At 50.3% G+C, this 17,106-nt stretch carries 15 protein-coding genes; 13 read left to right on the top strand and 2 right to left on the bottom strand.

Annotated elements, in window-relative coordinates; translation table 11 throughout:
- The 9 genes from ACLTD4_RS27670 to ACLTD4_RS27630 form a co-directional block, all read left to right on the top strand.
- The coding region (locus tag ACLTD4_RS27670; protein ID WP_412331731.1) for an alpha-L-fucosidase at nucleotides 1-280 on the top strand (280 nt) is incomplete at its 5' end.
- 26 nt (nucleotides 281-306) lie between these two features.
- Nucleotides 307-438, top strand: a complete 132-nt coding sequence (locus ACLTD4_RS27665) for a hypothetical protein (protein WP_412331730.1) — start codon at nucleotides 307-309, stop codon at nucleotides 436-438.
- 389 nt (nucleotides 439-827) lie between these two features.
- On the top strand, nucleotides 828-1,448 hold the full coding sequence (locus ACLTD4_RS27660; RefSeq protein ID WP_117623459.1) for a DUF2310 family Zn-ribbon-containing protein: 621 nt from the start codon (nucleotides 828-830) through the stop codon (nucleotides 1,446-1,448).
- Between the two features lie 31 nt (nucleotides 1,449-1,479).
- Entirely contained in the window at nucleotides 1,480-2,028 is a 549-nt protein-coding gene (locus tag ACLTD4_RS27655; protein WP_117623460.1) for a GNAT family N-acetyltransferase, read from the top strand.
- A gap of 43 nt (nucleotides 2,029-2,071) precedes the next feature.
- Entirely contained in the window at nucleotides 2,072-2,725 is a 654-nt protein-coding gene (locus tag ACLTD4_RS27650) for a hypothetical protein (RefSeq protein WP_117623461.1), read from the top strand.
- A gap of 265 nt (nucleotides 2,726-2,990) precedes the next feature.
- On the top strand, nucleotides 2,991-4,214 hold the full coding sequence (locus ACLTD4_RS27645) for an MFS transporter (RefSeq protein ID WP_181988653.1): 1,224 nt from the start codon (nucleotides 2,991-2,993) through the stop codon (nucleotides 4,212-4,214).
- 141 nt (nucleotides 4,215-4,355) lie between these two features.
- Entirely contained in the window at nucleotides 4,356-4,946 is a 591-nt protein-coding gene (locus tag ACLTD4_RS27640; protein ID WP_117623463.1) for a TetR/AcrR family transcriptional regulator, read from the top strand.
- 1 nt (nucleotide 4,947) lies between these two features.
- Nucleotides 4,948-5,538 carry a GNAT family N-acetyltransferase gene (locus tag ACLTD4_RS27635; protein ID WP_117623464.1) on the top strand — a complete coding sequence of 197 codons (591 nt, stop codon included), beginning with the start codon at nucleotides 4,948-4,950 and terminating at the stop codon, nucleotides 5,536-5,538.
- A gap of 56 nt (nucleotides 5,539-5,594) precedes the next feature.
- Nucleotides 5,595-7,022: a hypothetical protein gene (locus ACLTD4_RS27630; RefSeq protein WP_117623465.1), complete on the top strand. Its 1,428-nt coding sequence runs from the start codon at nucleotides 5,595-5,597 to the stop codon at nucleotides 7,020-7,022.
- A 72-nt stretch (nucleotides 7,023-7,094) separates the two neighbouring features.
- Here the strand turns inward: ACLTD4_RS27630 and ACLTD4_RS27625 are convergent, their stop codons facing one another.
- Complete coding sequence (locus ACLTD4_RS27625; RefSeq protein ID WP_117623466.1) at nucleotides 7,095-7,718, bottom strand: hypothetical protein; 624 nt, start codon at nucleotides 7,716-7,718, stop codon at nucleotides 7,095-7,097.
- A gap of 235 nt (nucleotides 7,719-7,953) precedes the next feature.
- Here ACLTD4_RS27625 and ACLTD4_RS27620 point away from each other — a divergent pair, with 235 nt between their 5' ends.
- On the top strand, nucleotides 7,954-11,799 hold the full coding sequence (locus ACLTD4_RS27620) for a PAS domain-containing protein (RefSeq protein WP_412331729.1): 3,846 nt from the start codon (nucleotides 7,954-7,956) through the stop codon (nucleotides 11,797-11,799).
- Nucleotides 11,800-11,814: 15 nt separating this feature from the next.
- On the top strand, nucleotides 11,815-13,011 hold the full coding sequence (locus tag ACLTD4_RS27615) for an MFS transporter (RefSeq protein ID WP_117623468.1): 1,197 nt from the start codon (nucleotides 11,815-11,817) through the stop codon (nucleotides 13,009-13,011).
- Between the two features lie 38 nt (nucleotides 13,012-13,049).
- Here the strand turns inward: ACLTD4_RS27615 and ACLTD4_RS27610 are convergent, their stop codons facing one another.
- On the bottom strand, nucleotides 13,050-13,904 hold the full coding sequence (locus ACLTD4_RS27610; protein ID WP_117623488.1) for a helix-turn-helix transcriptional regulator: 855 nt from the start codon (nucleotides 13,902-13,904) through the stop codon (nucleotides 13,050-13,052).
- A gap of 191 nt (nucleotides 13,905-14,095) precedes the next feature.
- Between ACLTD4_RS27610 and ACLTD4_RS27605 the strand changes: the two genes are divergently transcribed.
- Entirely contained in the window at nucleotides 14,096-15,889 is a 1,794-nt protein-coding gene (locus ACLTD4_RS27605; protein WP_117623469.1) for an L-fucose isomerase, read from the top strand.
- 12 nt (nucleotides 15,890-15,901) lie between these two features.
- Nucleotides 15,902-17,106 (top strand): rhamnulokinase (locus tag ACLTD4_RS27600; RefSeq protein ID WP_412331728.1); only part of this gene is annotated, 1,205 nt, incomplete at its 3' end.

Here is a 17,106-nt window from a genome sequence, read left to right as displayed (position 1 = left end):
TGAGTCCGAGGATGATCAGGTGAGGAGCCTGGAGAATCTGATATCCATCTACGACCGTTCCATGGGCGTAAACAGCACGATGCTGCTGAATGTCCCGCAGACTAAAGAGGGGCTGATCCATGATCGCGATGCCGAGAGGCTGAGAGAACTGGGGGCGTATTTAAGACGGCGCGAGGCCCATAATCTGGTGGAGGAAGCGGAGATGACTGCCACCGGGTCTGAGTCAGGTGTGATCAAGGAGGACATCGGTTCAGCCAGAGAATTGAAAAATACCGGATAACCAGCGCCTGCGGCGAAGCGCTTCAGGTGCTCTGCGAGGGGAAGACGGTTGGCTGGCGGAAGAACGCGGTGTTTGAGCCTGTGACAACGAATGAAATTCGGGTGGAGATTCTGGAGAGCCGGGTCGCTCCGGTGATTCGGTTTTTAGGGGTGTATTGAGAGGCGCACATTAGCAGGCAATGAAGACGGGCCAGGAATCTATAACCGATTTCTATTCATCCTTCATTGCCTGTTTGCAGATTTTATTCTCTGTGAGCCAAATGAAATTGTCTGGCAGAGCCGCCTCTGATAAAGCAGTAAAGTAACTTGCACAAAATGGTCTCGCTTGTGATATACTTAACGTAATAAAAGTTCGAAGTATCACGCAGCAGCTGCAAACAGGCATGACAGGAGCATAAGATGGATGGGATCGATAAGAAAATAGAACCAGAGGGAGGCGCTGCGATAACGGCAAAGGAGGAAAATGGATTGAAAAAGTTTGATATTTATAAACAGATTGGCCCCATCTCCAGGCCTAATAACGGTCATTCGAACCGGAGGAACTCGATGTGTTTATTGACAATATGCAGTGGTTTATATCCTGTCTGTATAAGAATGGCCAGATTCTGTCTGAATTTCAAAATACAGTCAAATGCGCAGAATATTTTGCCTGCAGAATCGTAGCGCCGGAGTTGCTCTATATCGGAGAAAATTACGATGTGGAGGACAACTGTACGTGTGAAGCTCCCAGCAATTATATCCTGTTTTCGGAGTGTCTGTGGGCGGCATCTCCGATTATCTGCGGTGATTGTAAATGCCCGGTACCGCTCTACAAGTTTCCGAAAACCTATGACGGCACGGAGTATTTCGACCTGTTAGGCTGGCAAAAAGCTTATCGGGCCTGTGACCGGCAATTTTTTGAAGGAATCGGAGAGCGGCATGGCTATAAAATGATGCACGACCCGAACAGCCTTTTATCGAAGGAAGCGCTTCAATACTGCAGTATCATGGAAGAAAAGACGGGAAAGCCATTTTATTATTTTCTGTTTACTTATTACAAAAAGAATAAACCGGTCTGCCCAAAGTGCGGGGAACCGTGGGCTAATCAGAAGCATGCGATATCCTGTAAGATACGGTATGATTTTGTCTGCCATCAATGCAGACTCGTAGCCGATGATCCTAACTTCTGACGAAGGATATTTTGAGAAAATTGGAGGTTTCATGAGCTGGAAAATAAAATGTATGGACAAGAAATACCTGACAAAATCACTGGATTTGGTGGAACAGGTCTTTACGGAATCGGAAAATGCAGAGTCAGGGAATATGGTGAGAAGGCTGGTGGAGGAAATAAGAAGCAAGCGGTTCTATCTGCCGGAACTGGAATTAATCATGACGGATGAAATGGATGAGGTGATTGGATACGCCATGTTTTCAGGTTTTCATCTGGAAGGCAGGTATGAAGGGGAATTACTGCTGCTTTCGCCTGTGGCGGTCAAAACAGAATTACAGAGACGGCACATTTCCAAGGAGCTGATCGAATATGGCTTTGAAAAGGCGAGGAAGATGGGATATAAAGCGGTGATTGTAGAGGGCAATCCCCAAAACTATAATCCAAGAGGATTTGAGACTTCCTGCAACCATTGGATTTTTGCCGGTCCGGGGCTTCAGCTTCCTGCACCGGAGTGTTTGATGGTAAAGGAATTGGCGGAAGGTTCTCTAAAAACGATAAAGGGGATTGTGGATTATTCGGATTATCAATATCTGACCTGATGAAAATAACGGGAGATGACCCGAGATAGAGGGGGATCTGGCGTTGAAAAAAGGGGGAACGGAGATGGAAATGGATGAGTGGGAAGGATTGACCGATCAGGAAGAACCGTGTGAATATACGCTCAGTGAGGCGGAGATGTTTGCCTTCTTAGGAAAGAAAACGGACCCCGCAGACAATCTGACCGGCAAAGTGCTGCTGGTTCGTCTGCCGGATAAAAAGGTGGAGGGACTGACGGAGATCAGAAAAGTCTTTCAGCCGAAAGCATCGGCGCTTCCGTGGCTGAAGCGGCCATATCCCTGTATCGTTGCAGAGCGGCTCAACCGGATTGAGGCCCTGGAAATGATCGATAAAACCGGTGTCCCGGACTGTCTTCGTTTTGTCTGTGACACACAGAGGGCGGCTGGAAAAGGCTATTTTTCCTATGAGGAGGTTCTTCTGAGATACAGGGAGCAATCGGGAGGAATCCGGTGCAGTGATTTCAGAAATACGGATCCAGTGGAATTGGTTGATGAAAAATCCGTTGTAAACCGGGCGAAACAGGAATGCACGATTTTGTATACAGATACAGAGGTTTATGATGATATCCCGGGTGAGATGTGGATGGTATTGTTTTATTCCAAAGGTATGCTGGGCGGAGACCAGGAAGTATACATGAATCGGAACGGGATTACAAAATTAATCGTTTGCGGCGAATAAGAATTGCTTTACGGGCAGTGGTTTTTGTGGTATACTTAAAAAAATCAGGAAGGGTGGTGAATATCATGACGAATAAGAGATTATTGATAAATCAAAAAGTCATGCTGTTTACGATCGGGAGTTTTCTGTAGCCTTTCTCTTATAGTCGATCAGTGGGTGCTTTTGATTTGTCAAAAGCACTTTTTTTAATGCTAAAAACATGGCGCTGAATGATGGGTTTCACTGTTATTCAGAATACACGGAAAGGCTGCAGGAAAGAGGGAAAATGAAAGTAACTGGAAGAATACTGCCGAAATTTCCAAGGGCAGTCTGTGTAATTATTTTGTGTGCATTTTTTAAAGCAGTGGCTTACTGGGCGCTGACGCCCTATTTGCCCATGTATCTGGGAAACCGTCTCGGAATCAGCGTAGAGAACAGCGGATATCTGATCGGACTGGGCAGTTTATCGGGGACGATTATGAGCATTTTTTGTGGATTTCTCATAGACCGCCGTGATAAGAAAAAGATTTTTGCGTTGTCACTTTCTGTGATGGCAGTCAGTTACTTAATCTTTCCGGGAATGTCAAATGGATTCCTTATTCTTGGCGTATTGATGGTGATTAATATTGCGTCCTCATCTCTGGCGATTGTTACCAATGCCTGGTTTTCCATAATGCTGTCAGAGGAGGAAAGTACGAAAGCATTTTCCATTAAATATATACTGGAGAACATTGGCGCTATGGTGGGGCCTGTACTGGGTACGGTGCTGGTGAAGCTTGATCTTCGCTTTCCGTTTTATGTGGCATCCGCAAGCCTGGTTTTGATAACGCTCATTTTCTTTGTCTATTCAAAGGCGCTGGTGAGCAGTCCGGTTAATGGGAAAATTGATGTGGGCAAAACGGAAGATTTGGGAATCGGGCAGACCATGAGGCTGCTGGTACAGGATAAGCGGCTGCTTTATTTTACAATTGGCGGCGTGCTGTCCATGATGATATACGGAGCACTGGTTACATTTATGTCATTGTTCTTTTCTTCCGTATTGCCCTATGATGAGGCGTATCAAAGAGTGGCCTATATTTCGGCGCTGAATGCTGCAATTGTGATGGGGCTGCAGTACTTTGTAAGCGCACTTATCAGGAAGAAAACAATCATGAGATGGGTGAGGTTCGCTGTCGGGTCCATGATGGCAGGCCTGATAATTTTAATCTTTCGGTCGGACCTGCTGTGGCTTACTGCGGCGATCGTGTTGCTGTCCTTTGGCGAAGTGGCCATTGTGCCGGCGGAGTACTTATTTATTATAAAGATTACTCCAAAAGAGCAGAGAGGTGTATACCTCGGCGCACAGAATATGATCGTTCTGGGACTGTCCATATCACCGGTCCTGTGCGGATATTTGCTGAAAGAGGCGACTGCCTCCATGATGTTCGCCGTCCTGTGCGTCATATTGGTGTTCAGCCTGGCATTTTACCAGATGGGATACTCTGTAAGTGAAAAAGCAGAGACGATTTAACTGTATGTGAAAGCTATGAATGCAAAAACGGTGATTTTCCTTGACATTCGGTATGACTTCTATTAAACTGATTAAGTAAATACTCAATGAACAGAAACTTAATGAATAGAAACTTAATAAGTGAACAGGAGGATCCCGTTTATGAATACACGTGACCAGCAAAAAGAGAAAAGGCGCGAAGAAATTTTACTTGCAGGCCTGGATCTGTTTGTAAAAAAGGGGTATGCGGCGACGAAGACCAGCGATATCGCAAAGGCGGTAAATATGAGCGACGGCCTTTTGTTTCATTATTTTGCGACGAAAGAGAGCCTGTACGAGGAGCTTATCCGCATCGGGACAGAATCCTCCCAGGCGTGGATGGAGACCGATGAGCGCTCGCCGCTGAACTTTTTTACAAATGTGACAAATCAGATCCTGGATATGATTCGCGTAAATCCACAGGGGGCGGAATTCTTTGTATTGATTGCACAGGCGCTGAGAAGCAGCACGACGCCGGAACGGATTACGCAGATTCTGGCGTCCCAGGAGACCCGTTATGCTAAAACCGTGGAGCTGATCCGGAAGGGGCAGGAGGCGGGAGAGATCCGCAGAGGGAATCCTGAGGCGCTGGCCTGCACGTTCTGGTGCAGCATCCAGGGAATCGCGGAACAGCTTGCTGTATATCCGCAGACTCCGTTTCCGCAGGCGGAATGGATCGTCAGCATATTAAAAGGGACGGAGGGGACCGCGTAGTATGGAAAATACAGAGATAAGGTGCTTAAATCAGCTGGAGGCGAGTCATGTTCAGCAGACAGCCGCGCTGTTAGTGGACAGTTTTTTCTCCATGTTTAAGGGAATAACGAAGGAACGGGAGCTTCTGCAGAGACTTTTTATACCCTGTATGCAGCTGGATCTGATTTACGTGCTCTTAAAGGAGGAACGGGTAGCCGGCCTGATCGCAGTCTCGGATTCCAGGAGAAGGGCCATCGTGATGAATGAGGAGACGTGTGTCTCTGTATTCGGTCCGGTAAAAGGGAAGATACTTGCGTGGCAGCTGGGCAAAATGCTTAGCATCCCCGCTGTGAAGGGGGAACGAAGCGGATACGTTGATTTTATAGCGACATCACCGGAATCCAGGAGGAAAGGCGTGGGAGGGCAGCTTTTGACGTTTGCCGAGGCCGGTTTGGATTTTGATGAGCTGTATCTCGACGTGCTGAAGGACAATCTGCCGGCTGTCTCACTCTATGAGAAGATGGGGTACAGAACAGAAAGCCTGAAGAAGAGTATCTTAATGCGCCTGGCTGGTATAAAGGCGATGTACATTATGAAAAAGAAATTGAGATAATAGATAAGACTGGCAGCCGCAGGCAGAGTGCCGACAAGAGATGAAGGAGACTGGAAATGAACAAATATTTGCTGTTGGACAGCGGAACACTGACTCCGCAGGGACTTGATAATATCCGTCTGGAGATCTGTGAGATGAAGAAGGATACCATGCACACTCCATTCTTTACGGAAGATTACTTTCGGGAGCCGGCGAGAAGGTGGGAAGTGAGAATTGATAACGGGTATCCGAATGTCATCTACGATCCGGCGGAATGCATTTACCGGTGTTACTATACCCTGTGTACGTACGATCCGGCGTCGGCAAATACTCCCCTTTCAGAGCGTAAGATAACCCATTATGAGCCTCTTCCCGGGCGCATCACATCTCTTGCATACGCGGAGAGCAGAGACGGTGTAATGTGGTATAAACCGGCGCTGGGGCTGGTTTCCTTTGAAGGAAATACGGAGAATAATCTGTTGTTTCTGCATGCGCACGGAACGGGGGTATTTCTGGATGAGAGAGAGGAAGACCCGAAAAAAAGGTATAAGCTGGTAACGAAGGTGGAAGGGCCGGATGAATCCGGCTTTATGGCGGTGAATTTCTCAGAGGACGGGATTCACTGGGGTGAGATGGTTCCATGGCCGGAGCACAATCCGAGGGCTGATTCCCATAACTTTGTGTTCCGGGATGAGAAGGACGGGACATTCAGGCTGATCACCAGAACCTGGAAAAATGGGGTCAGAATTTCAGTCATGAGTGAGAGCCGTGATTTTATCAGGTGGAGTGAGCCTGTGGAGATATTGAGGGGGCGGCGCTTTTCCGCTCAGGTTTACTCCATGCCGGTATTTCAGTATGAGGGGCTGTATCTGGGACTTCCATCCGTGTTTCATGAGGGTGACCGGTCGTCCGACAATTTTGACACGGTGGACTGCGAGCTGGCTTTTGCTGCGGAGCCGGAACATTTTGACTGGGTCTGTCCCGGAAGCCCTGTGATTCGAAGAGGAAAGGGGCGCTATCCAGGAGAATTCGACTGTGGATGTATCTTCGCTTCGGCGCCTGTAGAAATCGATGGCCAGATGTGGGTGTATTACATGGGTGGAAATGGACAGCATTCCGATTTCCGCGAAAGCTCTCTGGGGAGAGCGTCGTTTGAGCAGGATAAACTGGCCTTTTATACGGCTATGGACCGTGAGAAGCGCGGCCTGCTAACGACTGCCGCCTTTCGCTTTTTCGGGGAAGACCTAGAAGTGCTTGCGGAAATGGGGGAGCAGGGATATCTGGAGGCCGCCTTATGCACAAAATGGAACCGGCCAATCGAAGGCTTTGGATATGCGGAATGCGAGATACTGCCGGGTGAGGGCGGATATTATAAGATTCACTTTAAAAATCGGAATATTCAGGATTGGGGACAGCGCCCTGTCCTGATATCTCTGCGGTTTCAGGACTGCAGAATCTACGCGTTCCGGGGAGCGCTTGAGCTTCAGAGTCCGAAATACGGATAAGTATGCAGAAGAAAAGGTACGGCTGACAGACTTTCATGGGTCTGCCAGCCGTACCTTTTTTATGAGCACTGTTTAACTCAGTTTCTCCGTGGGGCATCCGATTAAAAATCCTACACATCCCGATACGAAATCCCTGAACTGCGCTGTTGTGGCTGCCACCGAAGAGGAAGACAGCAGGTCGGAGTTAAGGGCGTTGACATTGCGCAGAAGGATCAGGGTAATCAGGCAGAATAATCCGATGAATGTGGCAATCAGGATTTGCAGCCTGCCGGTCAGAAATTTTGCCGGGAGGGATTCAGAATCGTCATTTTCGGCGTCTCCGGTTCCGAACTGTTCTTTTTCCGGTTCAAAACCGGGACCTGCATCTTCTGCGGAATCGTAGGAAGGGACGCTCTGTGAAGTAAAGTGTTCGTCTCCGTTATCCGGGAGTTCTGGCCTGATCTTGGTCTGCCTGGATTTTCCCTCGGCCTGCAGGATAAAGTTGGCGCTTAAGATATAGCCGAATATGGCGGCGGAGGATGTCCGCACAATCACATCGATATGCTCAATCTCCGAACCGGTTCCGTTGTGGGAAAACAGGCTGTATGCGGACTGGGTCAGCAGTACAAGGAAAAATACAAGAAGGCATTTATCGACCAGAGGAATTCTGTTGAGTGCCGCACAGAGGCATTTTCTGCAAAAAAGTAGTTTTTTCATGGTGTCTCCTCCTCTGTATAAATTATGCGGGGAAGCTGTGTGAAGTTACAGGCTGTCCGAAGACGGATGGGAGGCATATGAGGGGGATTGCACGGCGGCTGTAATCTATCTGACTTATTCGATTGAGTTTTTCCCCGATCTGCTTTATAATTTAAGAATAATCAGAACAAATGAACTGGCAGAACGTGATACAATCTTGTATATATAGAGATAAAGCACAGAAAGAGGTGGAATTATGATACAACCGGGCGAGGCTGGAAGAACGGTCCGTTCTTTTTTTGATGCGTATCTGATCCGGCGGAATGTGAAGGACACGCTGGATTGTGTGACAGATACCGTGCACTGGGTGGGTACTGGAAAGTCTGAACTGTCAAAGGGACGGGACCAGACGGAACAGGCGCTGCTAACGGAATTTTCCCAGGCGCCGGAACCGATGAAAATAGAGTACGACAGCTTCGACGAGACGGTTGTTTCCGACCAGTGTGCCGTCGTGCTTCTCACGGCTGATGTATATCCACCGGGGAGTGAAGAACCCGGGATTTGGTTCCGGGTGAGCGCCGCCTGTGTCAAGGGAGAGGATGGGATATGCAGAATCGCATCGATTCACGCATCGACACCCGAAAGGCAGCAGGAAGAAGGCGAGTATTTTCCGGAATCTACGCTGGACCGGTATGAACTGGAGCGTCAGCTTGGAACGAAGGCGCTGGATATCATGGGGAAGAGTATACCGGGCGGAATTATGGGCGGCTATTTAGAGCCTGGATTTCCTCTTTACTATATCAATGATTTTATGCTGTCGTATCTGGGCTATTCCTATGAGGAGTTTGTGAAAGCGACGGACGGGCTGCTCCTGAACTGCGTCCATCCAAAAGACCGGGAAGAGACGGTGCGCATCATCGAAGAGGCGTTTGAGACGGGCAGCGATTACAAGGTGAACTATCGGATTTTAAAGAAAGACGGCAGTTATATCTGGGTCAGCGCCGTAGGGAAAAAGGGAGCGTCTGTGGACGGCCGGGCGGTCTGTATCAGCGGAGTCAGAGACATTTCGGAAGAAGTGGCGGCGAGAGAGCGTTTGAAATGCCAGGCAGAAGAGCGGGAGCGGCAGGCGAACCAGTATGACCATCTTTTTCAGTCCGTGCTTTGCGGCATTGTACAGTATCGTTTGACCGGTATGGGCGTTGAATTTAAAAATGCCAACCGGGAGGCGATCCGCATATTCGGCTATGAACCGGAGGAGTTCTGGCAAAAAGAGGATTGGGATCTGCCGATGCTGATCATGGAGGAAGACCGGGAGACCGTATTAAAAGAGATCGATACGCTGCATGAGACCGGTGATAAATCCGATTTTGAGTACCGACTGCTTCAGAAGGATGGAACCCCATGCTGGATCATCGGCAGCGCGGAAGTCCTTCTGGACAGTGACGGAGAGCAGATTATCCAGAGTGTATTTATCGATATCAACGCCCGGAAGAGGGCGGAGCTGAATGAACAGCGTCTGACCAGACAGGTAGAGGCGAGCAATGAGATCATACATCTGGCGCTTGAGCATACCACGACCTGTGAATTTTATTACTATCCGCAGACCTGTGAGTGTCAGGTCCCGGAGCGGACCTGCGAGGCATACCACTGCAGGAGCCGTTATGAAAATATGCCGTACAGTTTTGCAGAGGAACAGGTGGATGAAGCGTATTATCCAGCCTTCTATGCGATGTACGATCAGATTCACCGCGGGGAACGGACGGCTACCTGCGAAATCCGCGGGAAGGACAGCCGTTATTGGAGCCGCGAAACCATGTCTGTGATACTTAGCGACGAAGAAGGAAATCCGCAGTTTGTCATTGGGATTGTGGAGGACATTACCCGTGAGAAGGAGATGGAGACGGCACTGAAAGAAGCCAGATCCCGCGACAGCCTGACCGGACTCTACAATAAAGAGAGCGGGATCCGTCTGATTCAGGAGTACCTAGCCTCAGAAAGAGAGCCGGGGGAACATGGCGTCATGATGCTTTTGGATATGGATGATTTTGAGGATATTAATCAGAAGGAGGGCAATATCTTCGCGGATGCAGTTCTGCAGGAGGTGGCGGATGTTCTGCGGCAGGTGACGGAAAAGGAGAGCATCAAGGTCCGCCTGGGCGGAGATGAGTTTATGCTTTTCCTGAAAGACTGCAACAAACAGGAGGCCGGGATAATCGGTCCGCGCATCGCTGCCATGATACGGAATATCATCCTCAACACGGAAAAGGATATTCGGATTGCGGCCAGCATCGGTATGTGCAGCACCGAAGTGACGGACGAATATAACGCGCTGTACTGCTGCGCCGAGAGCACATTGAAATACGTTAAGGATCACGGCAGGGGTAACGCCGCCTGTTATCTGGATACCTCCAGAGAGGTGGGCGTGCTGCTTACACAGCTGTATCCGGATGAGTTCCAGGTAAACACGGTTGACCGGGAGATTCTGCATCCGGAGAAGGATCTCGTTTCCTTCGCGCTGGAACTGCTGGGACGGTCGAAGAATATCAACGACGCCGTGTTTCTGCTGCTATCCCGTATCGGAAAGAACTACCATTTCGACCGGGTATCGATTATAGAGGCCGATAAAGCCTTTTTGTCTTACCATTTTTCCTACCAGTGGGCGCGCCACCACTCGGATCTGCAGCTGGGGCAGGATTTCTATGCCTCGGAGGAGGATTTTGAAATCTGCGCCAACATGTATGATGAGGATGGCCTGGCCGATCACAATGTGAGAGACGGAATCTCCCATATTGCCTCCTGCCTTCATGCCGCGATCTGGAACTATGGGGAGTACGTGGGGTCCATGAGCTTTGAAGTCGATCAGGAAAACTATCAGTGGACCTGGGAACAGAGGAAGCTTTTAAAAGAACTGGTGAAAATTATCCCCTCTTTTATCATGAAATCCAAAGCCGACGCGGTGAGCCAGGCAAAAACAGATTTCCTGTCCCGTATGTCCCACGAAATCCGTACTCCGATGAATGCCATCAGCGGTATGACGATTATCGCCAAGAGTGTGCTGGATGACCGTGAGAAAGCGCTGGACTGTTTAGAGAAGATCGAGTCGGCCAACACCTATCTGCTGGGGCTGATTAATGATATTCTCGACATGTCGCGGATCGAGAGCGGTAAGATGGAGCTAAGCTATGAATCCATAGATTTGGAACAGCAGCTCTCCAATCTGGAATCCTTATTCCGCGCCCAGGCCGAGGAGAAGCATCTGGAGCTGACCTTTGAAAATGACTACAGGAAAAAACGGCCGCTCCGGGCAGACAGCCTGCGGCTTAACCAGATTCTGGTCAATATTATTGGAAATGCCATCAAATTTACGGAGCTTGGCAGCGTTGCGGTCCGGGTCAAGGTGCTGGAGGAAGAGCCAAGAGCGTTGATTCGTTTTTCCGTCACGGATACGGGAATCGGCATCGAACCGGCTGCCATGAGAAGAATCTTCAATGCCTTCGAGCAGGCGGACGCGCTTACCGCTTCCCGCCACGGAGGAACGGGACTGGGATTGTCCATATCCAGCCGCCTGGTGCAGATGATGGGCGGTACACTGGAAGTACGCAGCGAACCGGGAACGGGATCGGAGTTCTTCTTTACTCTGAGTCTGGAATATGCCTGCGAAGATGCAGAGGAGATCCCCGTGCAGGAACAGAACGTGGACATTCCTGATTTCCAGGGCAGTCGTGTTCTTCTGGCCGAGGACAATGAACTAAACCGGGAGATAGCGCAGACGATTCTGGAGATGAACGGTTTCACCGTGGCCTGTGCGGCCGATGGTCAGGAAGCGTTGGATATCTACTGCGGGGAAGAGCCCGGCTGGTTTGACGTGATTCTGATGGATATCCGCATGCCGGTCATGGACGGACTGGAGTCAGCCAGACGTATCCGAACCTCTGGACGCCCGGATGCCCGCAGAATTCCCATCATCGCCCTGACGGCCAACGCATTCGACGAGGATACGAGAAAGTCGCTGGCAAGCGGCATGAACGGCCATCTCTCAAAGCCGATCCAGGTGGATCAGATGCTGGAGACTCTGGGAAAATGCATGGGATTGAAGAAATAGGGCGAGGAGAAGATTATGTATTCATTTTTGCTTGTTATCATTTATATGGCTTTTATCAGTCTGGGACTGCCGGACTCACTGGTGGGTTCTGCCTGGCCTGTGATGCATACGGAGCTGAATGTGCCGGTTTCCTATGCGGGTATGATCACCATGGTAATTGCGGCTGGCACGGTTGTTTCCAGCCTTCTTTCCGACCGTCTCACGAAGAAGTTTGGGGCTGGTCTGGTGACCGCCGTCAGCGTATTCATGACGGCAGTCGCATTATTTGGATTTTCCGTATCCGATTCCTTTGTCCTGTTGTGCCTGTGGGCCATCCCTTATGGCCTTGGCGCAGGAGCGGTCGATGCGGCGCTTAATAACTACGTGGCTCTGCACTATGCTTCCCGCCACATGAGCTGGCTTCATTGCTTCTGGGGACTCGGCGCCGCTGCCAGTCCCTATATCATGCGATATTGCCTGACCGGCGGCTATGGCTGGCACAGCGGGTACCGCACGGTTTCCATCATACAGTTTGTTCTGACGGCCGGACTTTTCATCAGCCTGCCACTCTGGAAACAGGTGAATGGGGGAAAGAAAAGCCGTACACAGGAAGAAGGCACAGAGAATGGCCCTGTGAAGGCTCTCGGCCTCCTTCAGACCATGAAAATCAAGGGCGTTCCGCTGGTGATGGCGGCATTCTTTTCTTACTGCGCTTTGGAGCAGACGACGATGCTCTGGGCGAGCAGCTACATGGTGCAGCATCGGGGAATCGACGTGAATCTGGCGGCAGGATATTCCGCCCTGTTCTTTTTCGGTATTACATTTGGACGCTTTTTAGGCGGTTTTGCAGCCGACTGGCTGGGAGACCGCGGTCTGGTCCGTATCGGTATCGCGACGATCGTGGTGGGACTGATTCTTGTGGCGGCTCCGGTAAAAACCAATATGCTGGTTCTTGCCGGTCTGGTCGTAGTCGGTTTCGGCTGCGCCCCTGTATATCCCGCGATAATCCATGCAACACCCTATAATTTCGGAAGGGAAAATTCCCAGTCCATTATAGGCGTACAGATGGCCAGCGCCTATATCGGAACGACATTTATGCCGCCTCTGTTCGGCTTGATGGCCTCCAGGATCAATATCAGCAGTTTTCCGTATTACATACTCATCCTGACGGTTCTTCTGTTTGTTATGTCGGAGAAGTTAAACCGGACAGTGGACAGGAGAAGAAACCGGTAACAGATATTGATACATGCGCTCTGCGCGAGTAAAGTTTATTACAGCGGAGCCTTTAAATACTGCCCCGGTGATTTTCCTTTATATTTTTTAAACGCCCGGGTGAAATAACTGACATCGTTAAAGCCGCAGAGCATGGCGATATCCGTGATCTGGCTGTCTGTGCCCACCAGCAGGCAGCAGGCCCTCTCAATCCGGTAGTAATTAACGTAATCGATGGGCGTCCGCCCGGTCATTTCGGAGAAGAAATGGCAGAAGTATTTCGGTGACATCCCGGCCGTCCGGGCCAGTTCATTTAAGGTGATCTTCTCGGTATAATGGGCATCGATGTAGTTCAGTACATTTTTTAGAAGATAGAGATTCCTGTGGCTGGATAAGTCCGATTTGTCAGAGACGGTATACCGCTTATCCAGGCAGAGCAGTCCCATAAGCTGGTAGAGCAGTCCCAGGCACTGCAGCTTTCCTCCTTCCTCTGAATTCTGCATGAGCGCAAAGAGGCGCTTAAGCAGACTGTGAATCGCGGTATCTTCCCCAGCCGGAAAATATTCGTCCAGGATCAAATCCTGTCTGTCCAGCCTTTTTAAAAAGTCAGAGTCAAAGGTCTGGCTGAAAAGGAGGCCGACAGGAAATACAAGGCATTCGTAGACGCAGTCACAGGGCGTTCCGCCGTGAAGCCCGCCGCTGTTGACAAGCAGAATGTCGCCGGCGGCCGCAGTCCGTGTGGTTTCATTGATTGTCACGTGGAACGTACCGCTTACGATATGAATCAGCTCCAGCTCCTCGTGCCAGTGGTAGGGCATGGCATACTGCGGATGACTTTCTGTGACATGGTAATAGCCTGCCGGAAAATCTGCAGTTCCATGATGTTTCATTTCTTTATATTTTATATAATGCATATCAAAAATCACAAACTCTAAACATGAATTTTATTCTATATAATTTCCAATTATACGGTATGGGTACGGATTACGTAATGGATGAATCGGAATATTGTCCAATTATTTGCCATGATAAGACAAGAAAATACGTTGAAGAGATGGTACTATGATCTCATAAGAGTAAACGATTTTCCAAGGAGGAATGTAACATGGCAGAGAGCAGATTAGTGGGAAGCTATCCGGTGATCGGGATCAGACCGACCATTGACGGGAGAAGAGGGTATTTAAAGGTGCGGGAGTCTTTAGAGGATCAGACCATGAATATGGCGAAGGCGGCCGCAGAGCTTTTCGAGAAACATTTACGCTATTCCAACGGCGAGCCGGTGAAGGTGGTGATCGCGGATACGACCATCGGAAGAGTGGGGGAAACGGCGGCCTGCGCCGATAAGTTCCGCAGAGAAGGCGTGGATATCACCCTGACAGTAACTCCATGCTGGTGCTATGGGGCGGAGACGATGGACATGGATCCGATGACCATCAAGGGCGTCTGGGGATTCAACGGGACAGAACGTCCGGGCGCTGTTTATCTGGCTTCTGTCCTGGCGACCCATGCGCAGAAAGGGCTTCCCGCGTTCGGAATCTACGGCCATGACGTACAGGAAGCAGATGATACGGAGATTCCGGAGGATGTGAAGGAGAAGCTGCTTCGTTTCGGCCGTGCCGCGGTGGCGGTGGCGACCATGAGGGGGAAATCGTATCTTCAGATCGGATCCATCTGTATGGGAATCGGCGGATCCATCATTGACCCTGCTTTTATTGAAGAATATTTAGGAATGCGCGTGGAGTCGGTCGATGAGGTGGAGATCATCCGCAGAATGTCAGAGGAAATCTACGATCATGCAGAATATGAAAAGGCTCTGGCCTGGACGAAGAAGTATTGTATGGAAGGATTTGACAAGAATCCGGAGGAAGTGAGAAAGAGCCGCGAAGAGAAGGATAAGGACTGGGAATTCCTGGCGAAAATGATGTGCATCATCAAAGATTTGATGAATGGGAACGAGAACCTTCCTGAAGGCTGTGAGGAGGAAAAGGTGGGCCATAACGCTATTGCCGCCGGTTTCCAGGGACAGCGCCAGTGGACCGATTTCTATCCTAACTGTGACTTCCCGGAGGCAATGCTGAATACCTCCTTCGACTGGAACGGAGCAAGAGAGCCTTATATATTGGCGACGGAAAATGATGTCTTAAACGGCCTTGGCATGATGTTCATGAAATTGCTGACGGGCAGAGCACAGATATTTGCCGATGTCCGGACCTACTGGAGCGGCGACGCGGTAAAACGGGCGGCAGGCTACGAGCTGGAAGGACGGGCGAAGGAGGCGGATGGGTTCCTTCATCTGATTAATTCCGGCGCGGCGTGCCTCGATGCCAATGGAGGCGCGAAGGACGCTGACGGAAAATCCGTGATGAAGCCGTGGTATGAGGTGACAGAAGAGGACCAGAAGGCCATCATGGCAGCCACGACCTGGAATGAAGCAGATTTCGGATATTTCCGGGGAGGCGGATTTTCATCCAGATATTTGACCGACTGTGAGATGCCGGTAACCATGATTCGTTTAAATCTTGTGAAGGGGCTGGGACCTGTCCTTCAAATTGCTGAGGGCTGGACCGTAAAGCTGCCGGAAGAAGTGAGTAATACACTCTGGAAACGCACCGATTATACGTGGCCGTGTACTTGGTTTGCACCGAGAGTGACGGGAAAGGGAGCATTTGCCACCGCGTACGACGTGATGAATCACTGGGGAGCCAATCATGGCGCCATCAGCTACGGCCATATCGGCGCCGATTTGATCACTATGTGTTCCATGCTCAGAATACCCGTGAGCATGCACAATGTACCGGAGGAGAAGATCTTCCGCCCGGCCGCATGGAATGCCTTTGGCATGGATCCGGAGGGCCAGGATTACCGTGCGTGCGCCGCGTTCGGGCCTGTGTACCGGTAAGGCGGTGGCAGTATGAGTGAAAAGCAGGTACTGGCAGTTGATTACGGAGCTTCCGGCGGCCGTGTGATGCTGGGCGGGTTTGACGGGGCGTCCTTTACCATTTCCGAGCTCCACCGTTTCCCCAATGATCCGGTGAAACTGGGAGATACCATGTACTGGGATGTGCTCCGTCTCTACTTCGAGATGAAACAGGGAATCGTAAAGTCAAAGGCTTACGGAGCGATTTCCGGTATCGGCGTGGATACCTGGGGCGTTGATTTCGGTCTGCTGGACCGGGAGGGAAGGCTGCTGGACAATCCGGTTCACTACCGGGATGGGCGGACAGCCGGAATGATGGAAAAGACGCTGAATATGGTCGGCAGAGACCCTCTCTATGAACTGACCGGGAATCAGTTGATGGAGATCAACACGCTCTTTCAGCTGATGGCTGTAAAGGAACGGAGGCCGGAGCTTCTCGAAAGGGCAGACGCCCTCCTTCTGATGCCGGACCTGTTCCAGTATTTCTTATCCGGAGCGAAAATCAGTGAAAAATCCATTGCCTCTACCACCCAGATGATGGATATGAGGCAGGGAGAGTGGGCCTTCGGATTGCTGGAAACGCTTGGACTCCAGACAGGAATGATGCGTGATATACTCCCCGGAGCAGTCAGAACGGGAAGCCTGCGTCCGGAAATCCAAAAAGAACTTGGGGTGCCGGCCATGGAGGTGATCGCCGTGGCTGGCCATGATACCCAGAGCGCTATGGCGGCAATTCCGGCCCGGGAAGAGGATTTCCTGTTTATCAGCTGTGGAACGTGGGGGCTGTTCGGAACGGAGCTTCCGGAGCCGGTCATCAGCGAAATGTCAAAGAAATTTAATATAACCAACGAGGCCGGGCTGGAAGGCAAATACGCATTCTTAAAGAATATCATCGGTCTGTGGCTGATTCAGGAGAGCAGAAGACAGTGGATACGGGAAGGAAAGGAATACGGATTTGGAGAACTGGAGACGAAGGCCGCCTGCACGGAACCTTTAAAAAGCCTGATTAATCCGGACGCGCCGGAATTTGTTCCATCCGGTGATATACCTGAGCGAATCCGGCAGTTCTGTCGGAAAACAAGGCAGCCGGTTCCGCAGTCTGAGGGGGAAATCGTCTGCTGCATCGATCAGAGCCTTGCGCTTGCATACCGGAAAGCCATGGACGAGATCAGAGCATGTACGGGAAAGCAGTATCCGGT

Source organism: Hungatella sp. (assembly GCF_046966825.1).
The sequence above is the reverse complement of the archived record's forward strand: the minus strand, read 5'-3'. Positions and strand labels throughout refer to the sequence as shown.